Here is a 25,649-nt window from a genome sequence, read left to right as displayed (position 1 = left end):
AAAAAAGCCACTCCTATATGTGAAGTGACCCCCGAAAGTTAGACAGGTCGTTTCATTAGGCAGCCTCTAGGGTATGAGCCCGGTATTGTACTGGGCTCATACCCTTTAATTTTGCCTTAATTCTTTTATGATTATAGTATTCTATATACTTTGCTAACTCTTGTTTGAAATGTGTTATACTTTCAAATTCTTTTCGATACAGAAATTCCGATTTCATGATACCGAAGAAATTTTCAATAACGGCATTGTCATAACAGTTTCCTTTGCGAGACATACTTTGAGTTATGCCACAATTCTTAAGAGAATGACGGTATTGTTTCATTTGATAGTGCCAACCTTGATCAGAGTGAATGAGGAGTTTATCCGGATCGGTTACACAATAAAGGGCTTGGTCCAACATCGTTGAAACAAGGGAATAGGTCGGTCTTGAACCAATTGTATACGTGATAATTTCACCATTAAATAAATCCAACATTGGTGATAGGTATAACTTCTCCCCAAATAACTTAAACTCCGTAATATCTGTAACCCACTTTTCATTTGGTTTTTCAGCTTGGAAGTTGCGATTTAAAATATTTGGTGCAATTTTCCCAACTGTCCCTTTGTAAGAGCGATATTTTTTCATACGAACCAGACATTTTAACCCTAATTCTTTCATAAGACGATACACTTTTTTATGATTTACTTTGTGTCCACGATTCATAAGTTCATCACGAATACGACGATAACCATAACACCCATCGTGTTCATTATAAATAGCTTGAATCAGTTCTTTTACCTCCGCATTTGGATCAGGACGATTAAAATGTTTCATCCAGTAATAGTACGTACTACGTGGAATGTTTGCGAGTTGAAGTAACTCCTTGATAGGAAATTCATGCCTTAACTCGTAGATTACTTGCGCTTTGTCTTGTTTGGTGATTTTTCTTTGTTTTGAACTAAGGCATTCAACTTTTTTAAATATGAATTTTCCATACGTAAACGCTCATTTTCCGCTTGTAAGGCTTCGATTGATCCTTCATCTACTGGTTTTATTTTTTTATCTTTCATGGTTGGACGCCCCTTTTTCTTTGATTGTAGGGCATCCAATCCTCCTGTTTCATAAGCTATTTTCCATTTCCGAAGTGTTTCATAAGACGGTATATTGAAAAGTGCCGCTGTTTCTCTGATAGATGTCCCGTGTTCATTCATATAATAAAGTACATCTAGTTTATACTGGGCTGGGTAGAATGTATAGCACTTTTCAAAGGCCTTTTCACCTGAAGACTCATATCGTCTAATCCACTCACGAAGTACGCTAGGGTTAACTCCTATAGATTTAGCAATTGTTTTTCCACTTTCTGTACCATCTAAATATCGTTTCACCGCTTGGATTTTTTCTTTTGAAGAAAATTTAGCCATAAAAAATGCACCTCCAATTGTTAGACTGTGTCTAACAATTGGGGTGCACTTCATTCCGTAGGTGGGCTTTATCTTTATTACACAATATTAGAGTATACTCTTTTTTCATACATTTTATGTAATTATACATATTCATTAAAAAATACACTAAATGAATATTACATGTAGTAAAATATAACTTGTGGGCACGTTCTATAAAGCAGATTCTTTTAAAAGGCGTAACATATCAATTATTATAGGGGATGTGGCGTCACTTCGATATTGATCTCAAATCTCTTGTCTTTTGTGAACTAACAATCTAGTGTATATAGACGATTCTGCTTTATAGTGTGTGTTTACACTCATAACAAAGGGGTAATGGTAATACGGATAGATTCCGATTCGTATGAAATGAAATGGTTCAAGTCGGAGAGAGGCACCTTAAGGTGTCTTTTCTTTTTGGACATTACATCCATTTTGTTTTTCCACCTTATTTCAAATGCGCTAATTAACCTTCACCAAGAAGAAACGAGAATTAAGTAAATATAAAGTGATTGATATTCACTTAATTCTCAATCTCTATAAAGGAACAGGACATTTAAGAATTAACAAAGATATTGTTTCTTCGGTTTAATCTCTTACAGAACAAGGGACAAAAATCCCATAGGTATGAGGCACCCTTCATTTTCTATTTTTTGCCCCTTTCAACGATTCCCTCAGCACAAACTTCTGCAACTTACCGCTCGCATTACGCGGAAGTTCATCTACAAATAAATAATGACGCGGACGTTTATAATCTGCTAGTTCATCACTTTCTTTGCAATACGTTTCTAAATCAGCTTCAGTTATTGTTTCATCTTTCTTCACAATAACTGCTACAACACGCTCTCCCCATAATTCATCTGGCTCACCAAGTACCGCCACATCTAATATACCAGGATGACTATGAAGGAAATCTTCAATTTCACGAGGATAAATATTTACGCCACCGCTAATTACCATATCATCAACGCGATCAGCAACGAATAAATAACCGTCTTTATCAAAATAGCCTAGATCACCAGAATGATACCATCCTTTATACATCGATTTTTTATTCGCTTCTTCACGATTATGATAGCCAGCCATCATAGTTGGGCCGCGCAAAATAATTTCTCCCACTTCATAAGGAGGTAATACATCCTCTGGTTCTGCCGGTGCATCCTCGTTCGGTTTCACAATACGAACTTCATGGCTAAAGCATGGCGTGCCTGCTGAACCAGCTTTCGTAATTTGATCCTCCTCTACGAGAAACGCAACAACTGGTCCCATTTCTGTCATTCCGTATATTTGAACAAGATCAATATAAAGGCGTTCTTTACATTCCTTCACTAACGCCGGTGCCATTGCTGCTCCGCCGTATATACCAATCTTCATCGAAGTTAAATCATACTGAGCTAAATCTTTTTGCAACAACATATTCCACATCGTCGGCGCTGCAAAGAACGTCGTAATCTTTTCTTCTTGAATCGTATGTAATACTGTTTCTGTATCAAAATGATGCAAAATAACATTCTTTCCACCAACTTGAATGCGTGGTATGATTCCGGCATTTAATTCACCACAGTGATATAAAGGCGCCACAACAAGCCCTACACTATCTCTATTATATTTAAGGAAATACGTACAAATCATACTATGCTCAGTCATTTCACGATGACGATGTAATACGCCTTTCGGATGACCTGTCGTACCGCTCGTATAAAGCATTGAACAATAATCCATTTCATCAATTTCGATATTTACTTTCTCAGAAGATGCTGCATTCACTTTTTCATGGTAGGAACTTGCATAGGAAGGTTTATCGTTTTCTATAGACCAAAAAGATGTATTTGGAAAATCTCTTTCAATTATAGCAACAGTTGACTCAACTGCTTTTTCAAAGACAACGACTTTCGAGGATGCGTCCTGAAGAATATAAGATACTTCTTTTGCTTTTAAGCGGAAATTAATCGGGTTAAAGATCGCTCCAATTTTCGCACAGGCTAAGTAAACGTTTACAAATTCACGGCAATTATATAAGTAAACAGATACAGTATCTCCCTTTCTTACTCCGTCTTCTAATAGAGCGTGCGCTGTTTTATTTATTTGTTCATCCCACTGTTTATACGTCCAGCGAATATTCTTTTCAGGTTCCACTAACGCCTCTTTATTCGGATACTTACCAACTGATAAATCAAAAATTCTCCCTATCGTCATGTACATGCCAACAATTTCCCCCTTTTCTCTTTCATAAATCTATCATTTCGTCCATAAGTAGACATTGTCCTTTAATGATTTGACTAATTTTTCTGATTATTATCGACATAGTTTTACATACGGTGCCGCTAGAAGGTAAATGAAATTATATCAGCCATTTTCCAGGTATATCGACCGTAACTTGAAATATATCAGCGCAACTCGAATTATATCAGCGATTTTTCGAATATATCGACTTACCGACAAAAACTGACAAGATATAATCGGACCGCCCATTACTGCAGGATAAAAAAGAGGTTGTTCCGACTCGGAACAACCTCTTTCTTCTTATGCAAATAGCTCTTCTAAAATTTTCAGTTTGTCTTCTGTATATTTTACGAAGCCATCGTTATATGATTTTGGATCTTTCGGATTTGCGAAGTGCGTAATTGCCCCCGTCTTCGGGTGAACAAATTTACTTGATGCACCACAGCCAAGTCCGATAATCGATTGTACTTCTTCCATAATAACAATGTTGTAAATACTTTCTTGCGTCGGCATTGCATACCCAACGTTCTCTAAGTTACCTAAAATATTCTTTTGACGATATAGGTAATATGGTACGTAATTATGCTTTTGCGTCCACTCTTCTGCTTCGTGCATCATCGCTGTAATTTCTTCGCGACCTGCTACTTTATATTTACGTTTGTTTTGCGTCATTTCAGAAGCACGTTTAAATGATAACATATGAACTGTTAATGATTCTGGCATTAACTTTTCTGTTTCATCTAACGTATGTTTGAAGATATCTAACCCTTCACCAGGAAGACCAATAATTAAGTCCATATTAATATTGTTCATTCCCATTTCACGAGCTAAATGGTATTTCTCAATTGTTTCTTCTACAGTATGATGACGTCCAATTGCTTTTAGTGTCTCTTGATGGTATGACTGCGGATTAATACTAATACGGTCAATGTTCCATTTATTTAACACTTCTAGCTTTGCTGGCGTGATCGTATCTGGTCGACCTGCCTCAACTGTTACTTCACGCACATTTTTCACATCTGGGAACGCTTCATACATTTCTTCATACAGCATATCCATCTCTTCTGCTGTAATACTTGTCGGTGTACCGCCGCCGTAATAAATCGTCGTGACTGTTACACCTTTTTCTTTTAAAAACTTACCAATTTCACGAACTTCATAATGTAAACCACCTAAGAACGAATCAACAGAGCCTTGGCGTCCATTAATCGCATAAGCCGGGAATGTACAATATGCACACTTCGTTGGGCAGAACGGAATACCGATATAAATACTTACTTCTTCTTTCAAACGGTATAAATCCGGAACAACTGCTAATTGGCAATCAACAATGCGCTGAAGAAGTTCAATTTTCTCTTCATGAATTAAATAACTTTCACGAAGCTCTTGATGCGCTTCTTCTTTTGACATACCATTTTGAAGCATTTTATGAAGAAGTTTCGTCGGACGTACTCCGGTTAAAATACCCCAGCTTTGTTCAATACCAGTTAACTGCTGAAGAACAGAAAGATATACATAAGAAACAACGTGTTTCACTTGCTTCATACGCTCTTTTTCATCTGTGAAAGCAGATAAATCTTTCGAGAATGTTTCTTCATACACATTTCCTGTGCTAACATCCGTTAATCGAGCGGATGCTTTCACATTATCCTCAATGTGTATATCAACGATAAGATTCGCTTCCTCTTGTTCAAATCCAATCGTACTATCTTCAAAAAATAAGCCGCCAATATTTTGTAGCGGACGTAAAAAACGATCATCTTGTAACGTTTTAATTGAAATTAACAACATTATCACCTTTTCATTTGCAAACTCTCTTTAGTTTACTTGAAGGGCGTTTACAGGTCAATACAGAAGGTTTTACCTGTTTCTCTTACATTTTTTCAAATAATTCTTTTTATGAATATCGCTCATGTATATAGACATCATCATTTTCTCTTGTTAAAATTTATTAGTATTAAAATCGATACATAGTGAAAATACAATATAAAAAGGAGGAATGTTAACACTAGATTCCATAATCTAATGTGTTAAAAACAAATATGAAAAAGAAATTTTATAGTGTTTTAACTCTCTCTCTTGCATTACAAACTGTTCTTGCACCTACTTATTCATTTGCAGAGAGTGCTGAAAAATCCGCTGAAGTATATACGGAAGATCAAGTTTTTAAAAGTATTAAAGAGCATGTTAATGAGCATAGTACTCATGAAGAAGATATCGAGGTTACTGGTCAATTCCTACTATACACTTCAAAAAAACATTCATTATATACCGCGAATGATTTAAAAAACAAATCGAATATCGAGATTACAGAACAAGTCGTAACGGCGACAAAGAAAAAAGGAAATGCTTATTACATAACGACGCCAACTGGCGCTGGATGGATAGATAACAATGATAATAGTTTAGAAGTTCAAGAGATTCATAAACTATCTAACCAAAAATTAATCGTAAAAGAAGAAGCTTCCATACATGCCCTTCCGTTCCAATCATTTAAAGAAGAAGGGAAACTACAGCCACAAGTCATAACTCCTACTGAACAAGCTGGAAATTGGTTTAAAGTCCAAATAAATGAAACCGCAAAATGGATTTATGCACCTGCTGCTACATTTGAAGGTACAAAAGCTTCATTATTAAAAAACAGTCGTACTGCTAAAAATAGTTTATTGAGATCGCCAGAAGCTCTACAAACAAACAATATTTATGGCGTTACATTTAAAGAAATGATTGTCCCAAAAGGAAACGATGATATTCGCCCTGGCTACCCAATGGTACCTAAATATATTACGATTCACGAAACGGCTAATACAGCGAAAGGTGCCAATGCTCTAAATCATGCAAAATTCTTAGATAATCAAGCACGCGGAACAGCTGATCGCGCTGCATCTTGGCATTTCACAGTAGATGATAAAGAAATTTATCAACATCTTCCAGTAAATGAAGTTGGTTGGCATGCTGGAAATAAAACTGGAAACTATGAATCTATCGGAATTGAAATTGCCGTTAATCAAGATGGAAACTATGAAAAAGCGGTAGAAAATGCCCGTAAATTGGCAGCTTATTTAATGAACGACTTAAATATTTCTCTAGATAAGGTCCAAAAACACCAATTTTGGTCAGGAAAAAACTGCCCTGCGTTTATGATTCAACGCGGACAATGGGATGCTTTCTTAAAAGGAACTGAAACATACTATAAGGAAAACCAAAAAGATCCAGTAACTGATGACATTACAGGTGGATGGTATGAACAAGACATTCGTCAATTAGCAGCTAGAGGCATTATGCAAGGAGAAGGGAACGGCAAGTACTTCCCAGAACGTCTTGTAACGCGTGCTGAATTTGCTACACTAATTACTCGTGCTTTACAATTACCAAGTGGAAATGCTAATTTCACAGACTTAGAACAAGTACACCCATCGTTAAGAGACGGTATTAATCGTGCAGCAAGCGCAGGCATAATCCGCGGACGTGGTGATAATACATTTGATCCAAATACTACAATTACACGCGAAGAAGCTGTTATTATGATTGATCGTTCTCTAAAACACGCTGGTATTTTTGCAAAACAAGTTGAACTACCATTCGTAGACCAAAACTTAATTTACGCTAAAGAAGAAGTACAAAGAGTGTATGGATATGGAATTGTAAAAGGTAATGAATTTAATCAATTCGTACCAAAAGGACCATCACAACGTGCTCACGCAGCTGCATTTATAAACAGAATGCTTAGCGTAATTGAAGCTTAACATATTTATCATTCCATATAGATATTTTCATTTTATCTGTATTCACTTAAAAGGCATCAGAGACTATATATCTCTGATGCCTTTTATACATCTGTTAGCTATTTTTAGCCATGAATCTTAAACGTATTCCTAATAACAGAAGCATAAAACCGATGAATGGAACGTAATTCGTATTGTGTCCTGTAGCTGGAAGTTGTTGATTATTAGAAGAACCTTGTCCTTTTTCTGGTAAATTAGGTTTTTCTACTCCCTCACCTGGTTTTTCTGTTCCTTCTCCCGGCTTCTCTGTTCCTTCATCTGGCTTCTCTGTTCCTTCACCTGGCTTTTCTGTTCCTTCACCTGGCTTTTCTGTTCCTTCACCTGGCTTCTCTGTTCCTTCACCTGGCTTCCCTGTTTCTTCACCTGGTTTTTCTGTTTCTTCACCTGGCTTCCCTGTTTCTTCACCTGGCTTCTCTGTTTCTTCACCTGGCTTCCCTGTTTCTTCACCTGGTTTTTCTGTTTCTTCACCTGGCTTCCCTGTTTCTTCACCTGGCTTCCCTGTTTCTTCACCTGGCTTCCCTGTTTCTTCACCTGGCTTCCCTGTTTCTTCACCTGGCTTCCCTGTTTCTTCACCTGGCTTTTCTGTTCCTTCACCTGGTTTTTCCGGACCTTTTTCTGTATCTTTTTTATTTGTAATTTGAAGCTTTACAACTTCAATTTTTTCATTAGAAATCGTAAATTTCATTTCCTTATCGGATAAAGTATATCCTTCTGGCGCTTGGATTTCTTTTAAAGTGTAATCTCCTGGTTCTAACTTCTTAGAAGTCGCTTTACCGCTCTTGTTTGTTGTTAATGTGTCGATTTTTGTTCCGTCTTTCCAAATTTCAAACACTGCGCCTGCTAAAGTTTTATTTGTATTATTGGCATCTACCTTTGTAATTTCTAATTGACCTGTAATTTCTTCTTTCACTTTTTCATTCATAACTTCTTGTTTTACTACTTCGTTCGCTACAACGTTTACTTCTACTGTTACTTCTAACGCCTTATAACCTTCTGGCGCTTTTGTTTCCTCTAACGTGTACTTTCCTGGCACTAAGTTTTCGAATTTCACAACACCTTCTTTATTCGTTGTTTTCGCTTCTCCAACTACTTGACCAGCTTCGTTCTTTAATTTAAATTCTGCACCTGCTAGAACTGTTCCACTCTCTGCATCCTTTTTGGTTACTTGTAAGCTTCCTAGTTCTTTTGCGTTTTCTACTTGTACTTCTACTACTTTGTTTGCTTCCACAACGACTTCAATCTCTTCTTTTAACAATTTATATCCTTGTGGTGCTTTCGTTTCTTTTAATGTGTATGTTCCTGGTTCTAATTTCTTAGAGATTACTTTACCAGTTTTATCTGTTCGTAACGTCTCTACTTTTTTACCATCTTTATACACTTCGAATTCTGCGTCTGATAATACTTTCGTTTTATCTTCCGCATCTACTTTCACGATTTCGAATTGACCAAGGCTCTTACTGTTCGTTACTTTTACATCAACAACTTTTTCACCGTCAACTGTTACATGAATTATTTGTTTTGTTAACTCATAACCTTCTGGTGCTTTTGTTTCTTCTAACGTATATTCACCTGGCACAAGTCCGTCTACTTTAACCGTTCCAGACTTATCTGTTGTAATTCCTTCTTTTACAACATTTCCTTTCACATCTTTCAATGTAAATTGTGCGCCTGCTAAGCGTTTCGTTTGATCTTTATCATCCATTTTAATAATTTGTAGAGAACCTAAGATTTTTTCGTTTTCTGCCTCTACTTTTACTACTTCTTTCTCGTTTTGAATTGTTACTTTCCATTCTTTATTTGAAAGCTTGTAGCCCGCTGGTGCTTTCGTTTCTTTCACTGTGTATTCACCTAGCGGTAATTTCGGTGACATCACTTTTCCACTCTCATCTGTTTTTAGTTCTGCTACCTTTTTACCATCTTTATACACTTCGAATTCTGCACCTGATAACAATTTCGTTTTATCATTCGCATCTACTTTCACGATTTCAAATTGACCTGTTACTTTTTCATTCGTAACTTCTTGTTTTACTACTTCGTTCGCTATAACATTTACTTCTACTGTTACTTCTAACGCCTTATAACCTTCTGGCGCTTTTGTTTCCTCTAACGTGTACTTTCCTGGCACTAAGTTTTCGAATTTCACAACACCTTCTTTATTCGTTGTTTTCGCTTCTCCAACTACTTGACCAGCTTCGTTCTTTAATTTAAATTCTGCACCTGCTAGAACTGTTCCACTCTCTGCATCCTTTTTGATTACTTGTAAGCTTCCTAGTTCTTTCGCATTTTCTATTTGTACTTCTACTAACTTGTTTGCTTCCACAACGACTTCAATTTCTTCTTTTAACAATTTATATCCTTGTGGTGCTTTCGTTTCTTTTAATGTATACTTTCCTGGTTCTAATTTCTGTGAAACTACTTTACCAGTTTTATCTGTTCGTAACGTCTCTACTTTTTTACCATCTTTATACACTTCGAATTCTGCATCTGATAATACTTTCGTTTTATCTTCCGCATCTACTTTCACGATTTCGAATTGACCCGTTACTTTTTCGGGGATCTTTTTATTCACCACATCTACAGTCACTACTTTATTAGCCTCTACATCAATAGAAACTGAACTAGATGATAATTCATATCCTTTTGGTGCTTCTACTTCTTTTAATGTATAGCTTCCAACTGGAAGTTGTTTCGATAAGGCTTCACCTTTATCATCTGTAACAATTGTTTCCACAACTTTCCCATCTTTATCGATAACATCAAATTTTGCACCTGGTAGAAGTTGACCAGATTCACTATCTTTTTTCAATAATTTAAATTGGCCATTCTCTACTTTTCTCGTATTCTTCATAACAAGTTCAATTACGTTTGTATTATCAATTGTTACTTTGACTGGTGTATCAACTTTTATATATCCTTCTGGTGCATTTATTTCTTTTACAAAATAGTCACCAAATGGTAAATCTTTAACTTCCGCAATACCCTTTTCGTTTGTTGTAACAGTAGCCACAACGTTATTATCTTTGTCTATAACATCAAATTTTGCATCTTTTAAAACAATGTTTTCATCATTTTCATCAACTTTTTTAATTTGTAAATGTCCTTTTTCAGCTGCTGGCTTATTCCACTTTGGCCAGTTAAATTTAAAATTATGAACCTCAAAACCATCTCTTTGGTGTAATCCTCCAACATAGGCTTGTCCATTAATAGAACCACCTTTTGTTTCTACAACTGCATTAGGTGCAAACACACTACCTACTACACCATAACCTTTAGTTGTTATCTTTGTAGCATTAGGAAATACCCAAATTACCTTACTAGCTAACTCAGTAAAAGATGAATTAGGGTCGTATGCTTGAGATGTATTAATTAAATCCGTCGCCATCCCAGTATTTCTTGTATCATACAAAATTGCACCGCCACCAAAACTCACTTCTTCTGCATCTGAATAAATAACAATAAAGTCTTTATTCTCTACATTCGGAAGAAAAACGTCTTTTACATCAAATGTTTTCTTTCCCGTTTGGCCTGAAGAGACATAAATATTAGGGTTGTTTACATCTTCACCGATTCCAAAGCTCATATTAGGTTTTGGCTTATCAGTGTGTAGTTTACTTGCATCCCCAATTACACCATCGACGTCTTTTCTAAATTCTTTAAACTTAGCATCAATCTCCGCTTGCTCTTTATAAGAGATACGGTCATATGATGTTTTCATTGCGCCATCTGGGTCACCGTCTTTTGTCATCGCCACTGTTCCATCTTGAATAATTACTTGTCCTGCTCCCGCTTTCGTAAATTGACCGCCTAGTAATAATGATGGATATCCTTCATCTACCCAAGTTGCTCCAGCTAAGTTATTTGCTACAGTTGCAGCCGCTACGACTGTATAACTTGATGCGTTCATATTTTTCTGAACAGCCATCGCACCTTCAATATCCGCACTCGTTGCACTATGATCTCCAAAAATGATGGCATTGTAATAAGATACATCACCTAAACCTTTTAATTCTGTTGTAGCTGCCTCTGCTTTAAATGGTAAGTGGATTAAAAAATTCATACATATTAGTAATACAACTATTAAACTACTACTTAACTTTTTAATTTTTTGATTAAATGATTTCCTCAAGAAATTCATTCCCCCTTTTAAACTTCCTAAAATCACAAAAAGAAGTACATATCATATGTACCAAACCTTACTCACATTAACTTAAAATAATCCATTTAAATAAAACAAAGAAACACTACAACTACTTAATAAGATTGCTACAATTCATTTTTGAAATAATACGTGAACTAAACTGTCATGCGGAAATACTTTTACGTATGGGAGCCCAATAAAATTAATCTGAAGAATATTTCATGTGGTGTAACTGTTTTGGCAACATCATCCACTTTACATTAGTTTTCTGAAGGATTCAAGTGAATTGTATGGATTTCGTACACAATTCATATTTTAAAACGCTTTCACTGTTTTTAATAAGATAAACAAAAAAACGTAGCCAAAAAGCTACGTTTTTCTTTCATCGTTTCGGTGTATTTTTATGATTCTTCAAAAACGGAAGCGGGAATTGCTTACGGAAATGCTCTTTAATCATATACTCTACACCGTTTTCGCTATTTGAACGTGTAATCCAATCTGCTGCTTGCTTTAATTCTACAGGTGCGTTCCCCATCGCTACCCCAAGTCCCACGTTTTCAATAACTTCTAAATCTTCCATACTATCTCCAATCGCAACCATTTCATTTAGCGAAATATTTAAATGCTCTCCAAGCAATTGTAATCCACGTAATTTTGATACATTTTGTGGTAAAATTTCTATTCGTTTTGAATCACATTCAACATACTCTACATCTTGGAACGCTTTTCTTAATGTATTTAGCCCGCGTTCTTTTTCACCTTTAGTTTGGAAAAGAACATCAATTTTTGGCGCCGCTACCGGATGATCACGAAGCGCATCACCTAACGAATCTACAAATTGAACTGGATAAAATAACGGATCTGCGCTTGATAATACAGTGCGCGCAATTAAGTTTGGTGTATTTCTCTCACGATTTCCGATTGAAAACCGTTCATGAGAAATACGTACGTTACAATCAAAGTGCTCTAACACTTGCACAATGTTAAAAGTCTTCTCTTCAGATAATCTTCTTTGAACGTACGGCTTATCTAACGTTGCTGAAACGAAAGCACCACCATGTGTCACTAATATAGAATCTAATTTTAACGCTTTTGCTACTTTATGAGCGGATTGAAAATTACGACTCGTAAATAATGTAACGTATACATCTTTTCTTTTCACAAATTCAATTGTTTCTCTTAATCCTTTTGCAATTTTTCCGTTGTTGTATAGTAGTGTCCCATCTATATTAAGAGCTAGTAAGCGATAAATCATGTCGCACTCCCCCTCTTCGCTGTTGTACTCTATCCATAATTTATGAAATAAATGTAGCAAATAGAACGAGTTAGAATTACTACTGAAAATTTGGTTTACTATATACATATACACTTAGCAAAGGAGATAGTACAATGCAGGCACCACCTTCCTTTTATGAAGGCGATACGTTAGAAGTCGCAAAGAAATTACTCGGACAGAAACTTGTACATATTGTAGACGGAGTAAAACGAAGCGGAATCATTGTAGAAGTAGAAGCATACAAAGGTCCCGATGATAAAGCCGCACATAGTTACGGAGGTAGACGAACGGACCGTACAGAAGTCATGTTTGGTGCACCGGGACATGCTTACGTATATTTAATTTACGGTATGTATCATTGTTTTAACGTCATTACAGCGCCAGTTGGCACCCCGCAAGGTGTTCTCATTCGAGCCCTTGAGCCGGTAGATGGAATAGAAGAAATAAAACTAGCACGCTACAACAAAACCGACATTACAAAAGCCCAGTATAAAAATGTAACGAACGGCCCTGGCAAACTATGCCGTGCCCTCGGAATTACTTTAGAAGAACGAGGTGTATCCTTACAAAGTGATACATTACATATTGAACTCGTCCCAGAAGAAGAACACCTATCATCACAATATAAAATAACAGCAGGACCTCGTATTAACATCGACTATGCGGAAGAAGCTGTACATTATCCGTGGCGTTTTTATTATGAAGGACATCCGTTCGTTTCAAAGAAATAAGCGATATCAACGATTTTTCAAATATATCTATCGTAACTTACAATATATCAACGGTTCGACAAGAAATATCGATTTATCGACAAATAATAACATTACGAATAAAAGAAGACTGTTCCATTTTGGAACAGTCTTTCCCTCTTACTCTGCACCTTCCGCAGTTGCAATATTATCCTCTAAATTTTCTCTTGATAATTCAGCCTTCATAAAATCTGCTGTTTCTGGAAGTGCTAAATGCATATGAGCTTTTTGACAAATTTGAATCGTGCAGTTTTCTACAACATAGTCGAAAACATGTCCGCCTCCGCTTCTTTCATCATCAATGTAATGTAAGTGGAATCCAGCTACCCCAATACCTTGTGCGTAATCTGGTGTCCAAAATCCAGCAAGCGTACCTTCTGTATTTTCAAACGAAAAGATTGGTTGCGATTTCGTCACTTCAACGAGTGGTGTATACGGTTTTTCTTGTCTTGGAACAGTTCTCGTTCTTACTTCACGGAACGTACCGTCCATTCGAATAGCGTAAAATAAGTTTTTACTTGGCATTAATTCATGTAATAACGCTTCAACTTCTTCACGATTCATCGGACGCTCTACCGTATAACTCATTTCTTTTTCAAAAAACGTTACAGTCGCAAATGGCGTTGTTTCTTCTGGCTCTACTTTTTCCGCTGAACCGTCTGAACGTAAATGATAAAATCCATTATCAAATGCAATCATTTCACCGTCTAATTGATCAAATGTGCCGATGCCGAAATCACCATGTTTTTTCAAATCTTCAAAGCTAATCACACCATCATATATACCATCTAATAGCGCAAGCATTGTAGATGTTTGATATACTTCATTACTCATTTTCGTTTTTTTTGCATCAATATCAATTAATTGCGCAACAGTCATCTCAAATCTGCCTCCATTAGTTTAGTTGGTTTGGTAATAATTTTTCGCTTAATTTAATGTTATCACGGTAGTCGATTGGAATATCAATAATGACAGGGCCGTCTGCTGCTAATGCGGATTTTAATACCCCTTCTAATTCATCAGGCGTGTTAACACGAAGACCTAACGCCCCGAAACTTTCCGCATATTTCACAAGATCAACATCGCCAAACTCTGTAGCTGATGTTCTGCCGTATTTCATCATTTGTTGGAATGCAACCATATCATATGTGCCGTCTCTCCATACAAGATGGACGATTGGAGCATTTAAACGTACCGCTGTTTCTAACTCCATCGCTGAGAATAAGAAACCACCGTCACCTGATACGGAAACTACTTTTTTACCTGGTTCTACTAAAGTAGCAGCGATTGCCCAAGGAAGTGCAACACCTAACGTTTGCATGCCGTTACTAAATAATAATCTACGTGGTTCATAAGAACGGAAACATCTCGCCATCCAAATAGAATGGGAACCGATGTCACATGTAACGGTTGTATCGTCACTAATTAAAGAACGAAGTGTACGAATCACTTGAAGTGGATGCGTAACACCTTCTGCAGGACGATTTGGAACTTCTGCTTGTTCTGATAATTTCGCGCGTAATCGTTCTAATACCGCTTCTGATTTCGTACTTAATACAAGTTTCGGTAATTTCTCCGCGATGCTATTTACCGTTAAGGCAATATCACCAATTAATTCACGCTCTGGTTGGTAATCATGGTCGATATCTGCTTGATGGTCGTCAAGATGAATAATCGTTCTGTCGCCAAGTTTATTCCAGAACTTTGGATCATACTCGATTGGATCATAACCAATTGAAATAACAAGGTCTGCTTCTTCTAGTAAAATATCACCTGGTTGGTTACGGAATAATCCAACGCGGCCGAAGAAATGATCTTCTAACTCACGTGAAATCGCACCAGCTGCTTGATATGTTTCAACGACAGGAAGTTCTGTATCCGCAATTAATTTACGAACAGCTTTCGTCACTTCATTTGTGCTCGCTCTCATACCGAGTAAAATAACTGGTAATTTCGCTGATTTTATTTTTTCTACTACATATGTAATATCATGTGTGGGAGCGATTCCAAGCTGTGGCTTAGAAAGCGCACCGATAGACTCTACAGTTGTTTCCGCAGTCATAACGTCTTGCGGCAGACTTACTAAAGTAGCGCCTGGATTTGTGGAAGTTGCACTTCGGAATGCATTTGATAATGCTTCTGGCACATTATCAGGATGCTCTACTTCTACGCTATATTTTGTGATTGGTTCGAATAGTGCAGCATTATCCATAGATTGATGCGTACGTTTTAATCGATCCGTACGAGGTACTGCACCAGCTAAAGCAACAACGGGATCACTCTCCGCATTCGCAGTAACAAGACCTGTCGCTAAATTTGATGTCCCTGGTCCTGAAGTTACAAGACATACGCCCGGTTTCCCTGTTAATCTACCAATAGCAGCTGCCATAAATGCTGCGTTTTGTTCATGACGACAAACGATTAACTCTGGTCCTCTTTCTTGCAATACATCAAATACAGAGTCAATCTTCGCTCCTGGAATACCGAAAACATGTGTAACACCTTGTTTAATTAAACAATCAACAACAAGATCTGCTCCTTTTGTTTTTGTCTTCACGTCGTTTGCTTTTACATCTGTACTCAAAACTAATCACCCTTTATTTCATAATGTGTGTAATAAAGATTTTAATTTCACCTAGTTAATTAATGTGGTGAAGTATCTTTATCATTATATTACAAATGCATTATTTTTCCAACAATATGAATTCGACATTATTTTGACAAGATTCAAAGAATGCGCTTACAACCTTTTGTTTATCTTAAAATAACATTTTTATATCTCTTCTAAAAATACGCAAAAATATTTCCATTCATTTATAATATTAAAAATTTTATAGTACCTTGCAAAGAACAATAGTAAGTGATATATTTGTAAATAATGGAATAACCATTATTTGGAATGTTATTCGCAATCTATATCTCCTTTCAAAAAGTAGATATAGATTGTGTGTGCTGTTTAGAAAAAAGATAGGATTTTCAGCCATAATTCATCATTTTATTAAGGAAAGTGATTGTTATGAACAAAAGTGAATTTTTAGAGCAACTTAGTTCTTCCCTACGGAATATGCATATTTTAGAAAAGGAGGATATTATCTCGGAGTACGAAACTCATTTTATTAGTGGTAAACAGGATGGAATATCTGAAGAGGAAATTTCTAAAAAACTAGGAAACCCTAAAACTATCGCTAAAGAACTTAACGTTTCATATGCAATAAGCAACGCTGACAATAGGCGCAGCCTAAAAAACATTATGAAAGCACTGTTTTCTGTTATGAGCTTAAGTGTTTTAAACTTTATATTTATCATTATCGCCTTTTTCGTATTACTCTTTCTATTACCGCTTCTTCTAGCACTTATAATTGCTACACCGTTATTAATTATTTCGCCTATATTATTACTAGGGTTAGGATTCTTTAAAGGGTTTCATCAAATCAGTTATTCTGATGTTTACAATGTATTCATAGCTTTTTGCATCGGCTTACTAATATCAGTCATATGTTATCAAATAATAAAACATCTATACGTAGCTTTAGTTAAGTATTTGAAATGGAATGTAGCTATTTTGCAACGACACTAATGCAAAAGGAGATTAAGATGAAAAATTATATTTTATACCCACTCATGTTACTTACAATGTTATTTCTATCAGCTTGTTCAAACAGTGTACAGCCTAAGGAAAAAAATGATGTACAATCTATCAAAGATGTTGTTATTAAAGTTCCAGAAAATATATTTAGTTCCTCAAAGAAAAATGAAACTATTAGTGAAGACGAAATGAAACAAAATATAAAAAGTTATATAGATTATAGTTGGGAGTTATCTGAAAATATTATCCCTCTCGCTTCAACAAATTCTGATACTGATTTCACGGAACCTGACCGAGAAAAATTACAAAAGCTAATCGATTTAGCGAAACAAAACGATATGAATTTCCATGAGTTTATTAGTAATAATAATTTACCTAATGATTATAAAAAGCCTTCAAAAGAAATATATGAATTTATGTCTTCATCTACAGATATTTTCGTAGAGCTAGATCAAGAATTAGACAAACTCGCCCAAGATGGTAACTTATTCAAAGCCAATTTTTCTTTTACAAAACGCCTTGAGAAAATAAATGGGAGGAAACAAAAAGAGATTGAAAAGTTTTTGAACGAAAAAAACATTAAAACTTCAATTAACAGCAATAAAAAAATTAGATGTATTACATACCCCTTTCAAAATAACCAATAAGAAATGGCTATTTTGAAAGGGAGTTTTTGTGGTATAACTATTAAATTCCCTAAACAAAAAAGACGCTCCCATAGGAGCGTCTTCCACTATTACGCTTGTTGTTGCGCGCTATATAATTCTTCAAGTGGCTTCATGATAATTTTGTTAACGTCACCGATTACAACGTTTAGGCGTTGCTCAGTTTCCATTAATTTTGTAATTTTAGCATCTTGTTGAATGCGAGCTACAACTTCTTGTGCCTGTTGGTTGTCTTCTTCAGTGATTTCTTGGCCTTGCATCATTTTTTGTTGTAAGCTAAGTTGCATTGTACGGAACTCATCGAATAAGTTCTTTGAAGCCGCATCAGCTTGAACTGCTGCGTAGCTCTCTTTTAAAGTTTTGAAGTCTTCGTTTTCAGCGATTGCTTTTTGTAATTCATATGCAACATCATGAATGTTCTTTGTCATTTTATTTTTCCTCCTTTAGAAGGCTAGCGCTTTTCACTCGCACTGCCTTTTCAGTGCATTTACATACGCACCTCTTCTTACCATATCAAACTATGCAAGAGATGTGAAGAAATTTCACTTTTATTTCTATGTACTCACCTTATTATCTAAGAAACAATAGTAACAATCCTTGTACGAGTCCGATCATTCCGCCTAATAACGCCCCTAAATACGTAATCATTTTCAATTCGTTTTTCGTAATAGACAGAACTAGGTCTTCTAATCTTTCTGTTGAAAATGTAGACACTTCTTGCTGGACAATTTCCGCAAGGTGTAGATTGTTTAGTATACTCTCTACATTTTCTGTTCCCCACTTCAAGCCTTTCGTTACTGTGCTTGGAACCACTTTTTCAATAATTGTTTCTCGAACTGGTTCACATACTTGCTGAACAGATTGATTTAAAAACTTACTCACTGTTTCCTCTACTTTAACTGCTGACAGCACGGAGCTTACAATCATTTCTTTCTCTACAAATGCTTCTAATTCTTTTACATCTCTTCCTTTTAACTTTTCCCACTCTTTTTGCAGTACATCAGTTAAAAGCTGCTTTGTACCATCTTGACCTAAAAACTTAATAACTTCTGGCTGCACACGATCCACTACACTTACATTTCCTAAAAACATTCCGACTAAGTTAAGTAGCGTTCCGCGAGAAGCAAAGAAATCATCAATCATTTTTGAAAGACGCGCTTTCCCTTCTTCACTTTCAAAAAAGCTAATTCCTCGCTCTAAAATAAACGCCGAGGCATTCGGAATCGCATTCTCTATCTTTTCATGTACAGAATGAGGTAAAGCCTGTTCCCATGTATATGTATAATACTCTGCTAAAAATGCATGAATTTTTTCTGTAATCACATGTTCGATTTTTCGAATCGCTTCATCTTCTACATACGCTACATTCCATTTCTCTAACATATGTCGCAGTGATTGTTCATTCGTAATTACTTTATCCACTTCTACTTTGGCCCAGTGGATTAAACCTTTTTGAAACTCTTCATTTGTTAACTTCTTTCCGATTCCTTCTGGTGTTAACAAATGCTCTACAACCATTTTCCCTAATTGAACAGCAAGTTCATCACGACGCTTCGGAATTAATCCTGGTGTAAATGGAACTTGAAACTTTCCGATATAAATAGGACGATGAGGACGAAATAACATTTTTATCGCTAGATGATTCGTATATCCCCCAATAATTGCTCCGAGTCCTGTCATCGTTAACATATTTAACCATATATTCATTACAATCAACCTTTCACTTCTCCAAAACTATAGCATATCATCATACGGACAAAAGTATAATGGTATAAAAACGTATTTGCAATATATAGCTTCTCCTTTTATGCAAATAGTAGTAAAGGAGTGATTTCGTTGGTTCTCGGCCTTTTAACTTCTAAACTTCATTATGAGCAAACGTATTACACCGAAATCGCTAAACGCGCTCGGCTTTATCATAATGTCGTTGCCCAGTTTACGCCATTTTGTATTGATTCTAAAACAGACCTTGTTTCTGGTCTTATTTACGATACAGATACAGGAAAATGGAAAGAGCAAACATTCCCTATTCCTTCTTATATATATGATCGTTATTCTTTTCACGAGGAAACAGACTTTGAAAAAGCAAAATCAATTATTCACTCTTTGCACAACCGTCCTTCCACTACCTTTTTAAATAACACACTTATTAACTTAAGTGAACTACATGATTTATTTCTTACTAATAAAAAACTGTCTCCTTATATACCAAAATTTGAAGTGGCAACGATACAAATCATTTTCAAACTGTTGTTAAAAACTAAAGATATTATTATACGCCCCACTAATATACATTCTAAAGATAACTTATATCGAGTCGCTTACAAAAATAAAACGTTTCATATCGATACAGTAAATGAAAAATACCATACATCTATTCCAATCAAGAGGACAGATGAATTTATATCTTGGTGTAAATCTAACATACGTTCATCACGCTACATAGTGCATACTATGCTACAACCACCAAATCAATTAACATATCCACTGCACATTCGAACCATTTTGCAAAAAAACAAAGAACAAACTTGGAATGTTATCGGTCAATTTATACAAAAAAGCTCATTTCCTAATCAGCTTTTACCCTCAGCAACGGCCGATGATTCATTGCATTCATTTTCAAAAATTAAATACGTACTATCTAGTACAGGTGTGGAACTATTGCATGACGCTTTACACGACATTATAAATGAAGTATTCCAAACACTAGATCAATCTTATTCTTCGTTATTTGAACTAGAACTTTCCACAATTATGGATCAAAAAGGTGCAATCTGGCTTATGTATGTCAACACGATCCCTCCTTACGAACAATACATTCGTCATAGTGATTTATTAGCTGAAAAGATATTTCACGGACCACTTAAATTCAGTCGCTTTACACCATAATGAAAGGAGGTAAATCTATTTTGAAAGAACATATATATACATTAAACATTTCAGATGAACATCCAAATAGCATTACTTTACCTTACGTTTTTTCTATTACACCACCTATTACATCCCTCTCCTTCGGCATACGTCATATAGCAAGTGAAGAGGTGAAAATTCATTATTCCTTTACTCGCGAAATTATTATCGGAAAACATATTGCCGAAAAACTTTTACTGCCTCAATCAACTACTATTCATGCATTCACACAAAACCAAACGATTATTTTCGGACCATTGATTGGCATTTTTACAACTGGCTTTAACGATGATTCTTCTAACCCTTTAGGAAATCGTTCAATTGCTCTCAGTGAGTTGTTAACACCACCATTCTCATTACGACCGTTCGTATTCGTCTTTGGCGTTCAACATATAAACTGGGAAGAAGAAACGATTGAAGGATATTTCTTTCAAGAGAAACAATGGATAAAGAAAAAAGTCCCTTTACCAAATGTCATTTACGATCGATTACCGAATCGACAAGCGGAAAATTATAAACCAATTGTCAGAGCAAAAAGAAAGTTAGAACATGACTACTCCATCCCATGGTTTAACCCAGGGTTTTTCAATAAATGGGAAGTTCATCAACTTCTTATGAAAGACGAATCAATTAAACCCTTATTACCACATACAGAAACATTTCAGCATTTTGAACAAGTAGAACGGTTTCTTGGCACGTATAAATCAGTGTACATGAAACCAATACACGGGAGCTTTGGTAGAAATATTCATCAAATATTTTATTCTCAAACAGAGAATTGCTACTACTGTCGTTATCGCGAAAATGAAGAAAATAAACTGAGAAAGTATCAATCATTAGAAACTCTTCTAAACCACTTATTAAAAGGACATGATTTAAAAAAGTTTATCGTACAGCAAGGTATTTCGTTACTTCGCTTCGATGGGCAACCTGTTGATTTCCGCATTCATACAAATAAAAATCATTTCGGTAATTGGATAGTTAGTGCAATTGTCGCCAAAATTGCCGGCAAAGGCAGTTTAACAACGCACGTAAATAGCGGCGGTGATACAAAATTATTACAAGAGCTTTTTCCAGATTCAACGAAACAAGTTCAAATTGAAAATAAATTAAAACATACTGCCTTACAAATAAGTTACGCGCTCGATGAACAAGTAACCGGAAATATTGGAGAAATCGGTTTTGATATCGGTTTAGACACGAAGGAAAATCCGTGGCTCTTTGAAGCCAACTCGAAACCTGGGCGAACTGTATTCCAAGATGCCAAATTAAAAGAGCAAAGCGAACTGACGCGCCAGTTATTTTACGAATATGCCGTCTACTTAACTGAACATTCTTTACGTGATACAAAAGAAAAAATGTCTCAAATAAAATCAGGGGCTTCATCAAACACCGAACATATCCCTTCTCCTATGATTCACTCACAAATACAAAAACAAAAACTTCCACCTAGATAATAAGGTGGAAGTTTTCTATTTACACAAGTTTTACTACAACCTCAGTTTCCACGTTACATACTCCGCAATAAAAAATATGATTGCAATATTCATTTGAATTATTATGCGTTAAACCATCTACTGCACTTAATAATTCTTGATCCATATAGGCACTATAATCGTCTATGTAATCTACAGACTTCCCATAATCTTGGAGTATACTTTGGCAATTTTGACAAGAATATGTTTGTGATTCTAATGCGTTGCAAAGCGGGCAAATCCCCATCATGATTCCTCCATACATTATCGTTTAAAGCCTCTCTTTTTTAGAGTGAAGAAAGAAAGCAACCTATCCAGGCATAGGAGCGGTCACTCCACCACTACTTAAAAATAGAACTATAAAGTTGCTACCGATTTCATTTCAATAAATCATAAATAAGAAGCTAATGATTAGCCTACAAGTAATAGGCTACAAAGAGAAAAATATATTTAATATCCCTCTTAGTTTGGCCTGTTTTCTTAAAAATACAACGATTACTCTTATTTCATAATTTACGAAATCAATAAGTTTTTTTGACAAAATTTACAAATTATTATTTTGTATATCTTTCTAGGTAACATCCATACTATGAGTACAAACTTAATTACCGATGGATTAGCGCCAACCGGGGCGATAATCTGGTTCAACTCCAGCTAGTCCAACCAAAAAAACTTTTATAACTCTAAGGAGGATATATTCCTATGGCAAACCAAAATTCTTCAAATCAATTAGTAGTACCAGGTGCAACAGCTGCAATCGATCAAATGAAGTACGAAATCGCTCAAGAATTTGGTGTACAATTAGGAGCAGATTCTACGGCTCGCGCTAACGGTTCAGTTGGTGGAGAAATCACAAAACGTCTAGTTGCAATGGCTGAGCAAAGCCTTGGCGGATTCCACAAATAAATATATATGGCAAAAAGGTCTCAGGGCATATACCCTGAGACCTTTCTTAATTTACTGCAACATTTGTAAGAATTTTTTCGTGCGTTCTTCTTTTGGATTTGTAAATACTTCTTCTGGTGTACCTTGTTCGACAACGACACCGCCATCCATGAAGATAACACGGTTCGCAATTTGATGTGCAAAGCGCATTTCGTGCGTTACAATTACCATCGTCATGCCTTCTTTAGCAAGTTCCTTCATTACTTTCAGAACTTCTTGAACGAGTTCAGGATCAAGTGCTGACGTCGGCTCATCAAATAGTAACACTTCCGGCTCCATCGCAAGCGCGCGCGCAATTCCAACGCGCTGTTGCTGTCCGCCTGATAATTGGAACGGATATAAGTCTACTTTATCCGCAAGACCAACTTTTTCAAGGAAATAGTTTGCTTTTTTCTTCGCTTCTTCTTTCCCCATCTTTTTCACTGTAACGAGCCCTTCCATTACATTTTGAAGTGCTGTTAAATGCGGGAATAAGTTATGGTGCTGGAATACCATACCTGTTTGCGTACGAAGATTGACAATATCTTTCTTCGTTACTTTTTGAGAGAAGTTAAGCTCTTTATTACCGATACGAATATTACCAGCGTTTGGTGTTTCTAATACATTGAGACAACGTAAGAATGTCGTTTTACCAGATCCAGACGGCCCAATAATAACAACAACCTCGCCCTTCTCAACTGTTAAATCTATATGCTTTAGTACGGTATTATCTCCGAAACTTTTTTGTAAGTGCTGAATTGAAATCATAAAAACAAAAACTCCTTTTGTAAAAGGATTATTTTAATGTGTAGCGTTCTGAACGCTTTTCTAACATCTGTTGTACGATTGATAATAAGAAACAAATAACCCAATAAATAAGACCTGCTTCAAAATAAACAATTAAAAACTCGTAGTTCATCGCCGCAATTTCCTGCGCTTTTCGGAACATTTCTGTTACTAAAATTAACGATGCTAATGAAGTATCCTTCACTAAGCTAATAAATGTATTCGAAAGCGGCGGGATTGATACGCGCGTTGCTTGTGGTAAAATAACACGTTTTAATGCTTGTGGATATGTCATCCCAATTGTGTAAGCTGCTTCCCACTGCCCTTTCGGGATGGAAAGGATAGAAGCACGAATAATTTCAGATGCATATGCACCGACATTTAATGAAAATCCAACAACTGCTGCTGTATATGGCTCAACTTCAATATTAAGAGTTGGAAGACCATAGAAAATAATAAATAACTGTACAAGAAGTGGCGTTCCGCGAATGATAGATACATAGATACGAGCAATCCATTGTAAAATACGACTACCAGAAATACGTGCGAGCGCTGTTAACGTTGCCAGTATAATCCCGATAATAAATGTAATAAGCGTTAATGGAATTGTCGTAAAAACAGCTTCCTTCAGCATAGGCATGAAGGAAGACTGCATAATATCTGTCCAAGTAGACAATCGATCTGAAACCAATGCACTACTTAGATACATTTTCACCGAACCATTTTTTCGTTATTTTGTCATACGTACCGTCTTTTTTCATATCTTCTAACGCTTTATCTACTTCTTGTACAAGCTTAGTGCTACCTTTACGGAATAAGAATCCACTTTCTGAAGCTTCTTTTTCAGTATCTACAATTTTAATTTTTGCATCTTTTTTCGTTTCTAAATAATTTAATACTGATAACTTATCATTAATTGTAAAATCAACGCGTCCTGAAGCTAATAATTCTGCCGCTTGGCTAAATCCTTCTACACCAATAATTTCCGCACCATTTTTCTTAGCGATATCTGCATAGTTACTCGTTAAAGATTGTGCTCCTTTTAACCCTTTTACATCAGCAAATGTAGCAGGCTTATCTTTATCTTTTGCAATAACTAATGCCGCTGAAGATGAAATGTATGGTTTAGAGAAATCGTATTTCTTTTGACGATCTTCACGAATACCAACTTCGTTTGCAACCATATCGAAACGTTTTGCATCTAGGCCAGCAAGTAAGCTATCCCATTGTGTTTCTTTAAATACAGGTTTTACACCTAAACGTTTTGCAACTTCTTCTGATAGTTCAATGTCAAATCCAGTTAATTTATTGCTTGAATCGTGGAACGTAAATGGTGGATATGTACCTTCTGTACCAATTACAAGTTCACCGCTTTGTTTAATCTTTTGTAACGCGTCTTGACTAGCTGTATCTTTTTTCTCTTCTTTACCGCAGCCGGCTACAATCCCGATCGCTAATGTAGTTACTGCAAGCACTGAAAATAATTTCTTCATGATAGTAATCCTCCAAGTATTCTGATAGGAATTTAAAAACTATATTGATTGTATGCAATCTTGAACAATTTTTCAATGAAAATGTTCTTATTTAGTTTATCCTTTTTCTTCATAATCAAACAAAAGGGAAAAATAACGCTACATACAAAAAATAAGTAACATTTTTTAATATAGCATTTATAAAGAAAAAGGTAAAACAATACTTCTTATTCAACTG

At 35.8% G+C, this 25,649-nt stretch carries 20 protein-coding genes; 7 read left to right on the top strand and 13 right to left on the bottom strand.

The genetic code is table 11. The features are described 5' to 3' along the window. Positions 1 to 55: 55 nt before the first annotated feature. The 3 genes from F3I02_RS13630 to F3I02_RS13620 form a co-directional block, all read right to left on the bottom strand. Positions 56 to 1,401 (bottom strand): IS3-like element ISBth10 family transposase gene (locus tag F3I02_RS13630; RefSeq protein ID WP_085960089.1). Its coding sequence is split into 2 segments (ribosomal slippage): positions 56 to 960 and positions 960 to 1,401, totalling 1,347 coding nucleotides; the frame shifts between segments, so codons are not numbered across the junction. Between the two features lie 660 nt (positions 1,402 to 2,061). After that, positions 2,062 to 3,624 (bottom strand): fatty acid--CoA ligase, encoded by a 1,563-nt coding sequence (locus F3I02_RS13625; RefSeq protein WP_000281981.1) that lies wholly within the window; start codon positions 3,622 to 3,624, stop codon positions 2,062 to 2,064. A 321-nt stretch (positions 3,625 to 3,945) separates the two neighbouring features. Then, positions 3,946 to 5,436, bottom strand: coding sequence for a coproporphyrinogen III oxidase (locus tag F3I02_RS13620; protein ID WP_196478064.1), 1,491 nt, complete (start codon positions 5,434 to 5,436; stop codon positions 3,946 to 3,948). A gap of 251 nt (positions 5,437 to 5,687) precedes the next feature. On the opposite strand from F3I02_RS13620, the gene F3I02_RS13615 reads away from it, so the two are divergent. Further along, positions 5,688 to 7,391, top strand: coding sequence for an S-layer homology domain-containing protein (locus F3I02_RS13615; protein ID WP_000726525.1), 1,704 nt, complete (start codon positions 5,688 to 5,690; stop codon positions 7,389 to 7,391). Positions 7,392 to 7,485: 94 nt separating this feature from the next. Here the strand turns inward: F3I02_RS13615 and F3I02_RS13610 are convergent, their stop codons facing one another. Both F3I02_RS13610 and F3I02_RS13605 read right to left on the bottom strand, forming a co-directional pair. Next, positions 7,486 to 11,565, bottom strand: a complete 4,080-nt coding sequence (locus F3I02_RS13610; protein WP_230876829.1) for a SpaA isopeptide-forming pilin-related protein — start codon at positions 11,563 to 11,565, stop codon at positions 7,486 to 7,488. Between the two features lie 385 nt (positions 11,566 to 11,950). Then, on the bottom strand, positions 11,951 to 12,823 hold the full coding sequence (locus F3I02_RS13605) for a Cof-type HAD-IIB family hydrolase (RefSeq protein WP_000640430.1): 873 nt from the start codon (positions 12,821 to 12,823) through the stop codon (positions 11,951 to 11,953). A gap of 134 nt (positions 12,824 to 12,957) precedes the next feature. Here F3I02_RS13605 and F3I02_RS13600 point away from each other — a divergent pair, with 134 nt between their 5' ends. Then, complete coding sequence (locus F3I02_RS13600) at positions 12,958 to 13,575, top strand: DNA-3-methyladenine glycosylase (RefSeq protein WP_001148809.1); 618 nt, start codon at positions 12,958 to 12,960, stop codon at positions 13,573 to 13,575. Positions 13,576 to 13,713: 138 nt separating this feature from the next. Here the strand turns inward: F3I02_RS13600 and alsD are convergent, their stop codons facing one another. Together alsD and alsS are read right to left on the bottom strand one after the other, a co-directional pair. Continuing rightward, positions 13,714 to 14,472, bottom strand: a complete 759-nt coding sequence (gene alsD, locus F3I02_RS13595) for an alpha-acetolactate decarboxylase (protein ID WP_000215009.1) — start codon at positions 14,470 to 14,472, stop codon at positions 13,714 to 13,716. Positions 14,473 to 14,488: 16 nt separating this feature from the next. Then, positions 14,489 to 16,177, bottom strand: a complete 1,689-nt coding sequence (gene alsS / locus F3I02_RS13590) for an acetolactate synthase AlsS (protein ID WP_000102393.1) — start codon at positions 16,175 to 16,177, stop codon at positions 14,489 to 14,491. A 432-nt stretch (positions 16,178 to 16,609) separates the two neighbouring features. Between alsS and F3I02_RS13585 the strand changes: the two genes are divergently transcribed. Both F3I02_RS13585 and F3I02_RS13580 read left to right on the top strand, forming a co-directional pair. Continuing rightward, on the top strand, positions 16,610 to 17,170 hold the full coding sequence (locus F3I02_RS13585) for an HAAS signaling domain-containing protein (protein WP_046946579.1): 561 nt from the start codon (positions 16,610 to 16,612) through the stop codon (positions 17,168 to 17,170). Between the two features lie 17 nt (positions 17,171 to 17,187). Further along, positions 17,188 to 17,826: an NDxxF motif lipoprotein gene (locus tag F3I02_RS13580; protein ID WP_074593843.1), complete on the top strand. Its 639-nt coding sequence runs from the start codon at positions 17,188 to 17,190 to the stop codon at positions 17,824 to 17,826. 89 nt (positions 17,827 to 17,915) lie between these two features. On the opposite strand, the gene F3I02_RS13575 is transcribed toward F3I02_RS13580, so the two are convergent. Both F3I02_RS13575 and F3I02_RS13570 read right to left on the bottom strand, forming a co-directional pair. Next, complete coding sequence (locus F3I02_RS13575) at positions 17,916 to 18,272, bottom strand: YlbF/YmcA family competence regulator (RefSeq protein ID WP_000164612.1); 357 nt, start codon at positions 18,270 to 18,272, stop codon at positions 17,916 to 17,918. 142 nt (positions 18,273 to 18,414) lie between these two features. Then, positions 18,415 to 19,551 (bottom strand): DUF445 domain-containing protein, encoded by a 1,137-nt coding sequence (locus tag F3I02_RS13570; protein ID WP_196478062.1) that lies wholly within the window; start codon positions 19,549 to 19,551, stop codon positions 18,415 to 18,417. Positions 19,552 to 19,680: 129 nt separating this feature from the next. Here F3I02_RS13570 and F3I02_RS13565 point away from each other — a divergent pair, with 129 nt between their 5' ends. Continuing rightward, the gene (locus tag F3I02_RS13565) at positions 19,681 to 20,733 is read left to right on the top strand and encodes a YheC/YheD family endospore coat-associated protein (protein ID WP_196478061.1); all 1,053 of its coding nucleotides are present in this window, start codon (positions 19,681 to 19,683) and stop codon (positions 20,731 to 20,733) included. 20 nt (positions 20,734 to 20,753) lie between these two features. Continuing rightward, on the top strand, positions 20,754 to 22,211 hold the full coding sequence (locus F3I02_RS13560; protein WP_196478060.1) for a YheC/YheD family endospore coat-associated protein: 1,458 nt from the start codon (positions 20,754 to 20,756) through the stop codon (positions 22,209 to 22,211). A gap of 19 nt (positions 22,212 to 22,230) precedes the next feature. On the opposite strand, the gene F3I02_RS13555 is transcribed toward F3I02_RS13560, so the two are convergent. Continuing rightward, positions 22,231 to 22,476 (bottom strand): hypothetical protein, encoded by a 246-nt coding sequence (locus F3I02_RS13555; RefSeq protein ID WP_000510474.1) that lies wholly within the window; start codon positions 22,474 to 22,476, stop codon positions 22,231 to 22,233. Positions 22,477 to 22,931: 455 nt separating this feature from the next. On the opposite strand from F3I02_RS13555, the gene sasP reads away from it, so the two are divergent. Then, positions 22,932 to 23,135, top strand: a complete 204-nt coding sequence (sasP, locus tag F3I02_RS13550; protein ID WP_000013338.1) for a small acid-soluble spore protein, SasP family — start codon at positions 22,932 to 22,934, stop codon at positions 23,133 to 23,135. A gap of 51 nt (positions 23,136 to 23,186) precedes the next feature. Here sasP and F3I02_RS13545 read toward each other — a convergent pair whose 3' ends face one another. Genes F3I02_RS13545 through F3I02_RS13535 form a run of 3 tightly spaced genes read right to left on the bottom strand, consistent with a single transcriptional unit; the run spans position 23,187 to position 25,432 of the window. Further along, complete coding sequence (locus F3I02_RS13545; RefSeq protein ID WP_000623610.1) at positions 23,187 to 23,921, bottom strand: amino acid ABC transporter ATP-binding protein; 735 nt, start codon at positions 23,919 to 23,921, stop codon at positions 23,187 to 23,189. Between the two features lie 28 nt (positions 23,922 to 23,949). After that, positions 23,950 to 24,648, bottom strand: coding sequence for an amino acid ABC transporter permease (locus tag F3I02_RS13540; protein WP_000281502.1), 699 nt, complete (start codon positions 24,646 to 24,648; stop codon positions 23,950 to 23,952). Beyond that, positions 24,635 to 25,432 carry an amino acid ABC transporter substrate-binding protein gene (locus F3I02_RS13535; RefSeq protein WP_163050683.1) on the bottom strand — a complete coding sequence of 266 codons (798 nt, stop codon included), beginning with the start codon at positions 25,430 to 25,432 and terminating at the stop codon, positions 24,635 to 24,637. Before F3I02_RS13535 ends, F3I02_RS13540 begins: the two co-directional genes overlap by 14 nt. Positions 25,433 to 25,649: the final 217 nt, after the last annotated feature.

Origin of the sequence: Bacillus sp. SRB3LM (assembly GCF_015712745.1) — a bacterium.
GTDB classification, from domain to species: Bacteria; Bacillota; Bacilli; order Bacillales; family Bacillaceae_G; genus Bacillus_A; species Bacillus_A thuringiensis_K.
This window is presented reverse-complemented; position numbering and strand designations above follow the sequence as displayed.

Excerpts from the sequence above, each read along its gene's own strand:
- F3I02_RS13625 (WP_000281981.1), bottom strand. The coding sequence starts at position 3,624 with ATGTACATGACGATAGGGAGAATTTTTGATTTATCAGTTGGTAAGTAT.
- F3I02_RS13620 (WP_196478064.1), bottom strand. The coding sequence starts at position 5,436 with ATGTTGTTAATTTCAATTAAAACGTTACAAGATGATCGTTTTTTACGT.
- F3I02_RS13615 (WP_000726525.1), top strand. The coding sequence starts at position 5,688 with ATGAAAAAGAAATTTTATAGTGTTTTAACTCTCTCTCTTGCATTACAA.
- F3I02_RS13610 (WP_230876829.1), bottom strand. The coding sequence starts at position 11,565 with ATGAATTTCTTGAGGAAATCATTTAATCAAAAAATTAAAAAGTTAAGT.
- F3I02_RS13605 (WP_000640430.1), bottom strand. The coding sequence starts at position 12,823 with ATGATTTATCGCTTACTAGCTCTTAATATAGATGGGACACTACTATAC.
- F3I02_RS13600 (WP_001148809.1), top strand. The coding sequence starts at position 12,958 with ATGCAGGCACCACCTTCCTTTTATGAAGGCGATACGTTAGAAGTCGCA.
- alsD (WP_000215009.1), bottom strand. The coding sequence starts at position 14,472 with ATGACTGTTGCGCAATTAATTGATATTGATGCAAAAAAAACGAAAATG.
- F3I02_RS13585 (WP_046946579.1), top strand. The coding sequence starts at position 16,610 with ATGAACAAAAGTGAATTTTTAGAGCAACTTAGTTCTTCCCTACGGAAT.
- F3I02_RS13580 (WP_074593843.1), top strand. The coding sequence starts at position 17,188 with ATGAAAAATTATATTTTATACCCACTCATGTTACTTACAATGTTATTT.
- F3I02_RS13575 (WP_000164612.1), bottom strand. The coding sequence starts at position 18,272 with ATGACAAAGAACATTCATGATGTTGCATATGAATTACAAAAAGCAATC.
- F3I02_RS13570 (WP_196478062.1), bottom strand. The coding sequence starts at position 19,551 with ATGAATATATGGTTAAATATGTTAACGATGACAGGACTCGGAGCAATT.
- F3I02_RS13555 (WP_000510474.1), bottom strand. The coding sequence starts at position 22,476 with ATGGGGATTTGCCCGCTTTGCAACGCATTAGAATCACAAACATATTCT.
- sasP (WP_000013338.1), top strand. The coding sequence starts at position 22,932 with ATGGCAAACCAAAATTCTTCAAATCAATTAGTAGTACCAGGTGCAACA.
- F3I02_RS13545 (WP_000623610.1), bottom strand. The coding sequence starts at position 23,921 with ATGATTTCAATTCAGCACTTACAAAAAAGTTTCGGAGATAATACCGTA.
- F3I02_RS13540 (WP_000281502.1), bottom strand. The coding sequence starts at position 24,648 with ATGTATCTAAGTAGTGCATTGGTTTCAGATCGATTGTCTACTTGGACA.
- F3I02_RS13535 (WP_163050683.1), bottom strand. The coding sequence starts at position 25,432 with ATGAAGAAATTATTTTCAGTGCTTGCAGTAACTACATTAGCGATCGGG.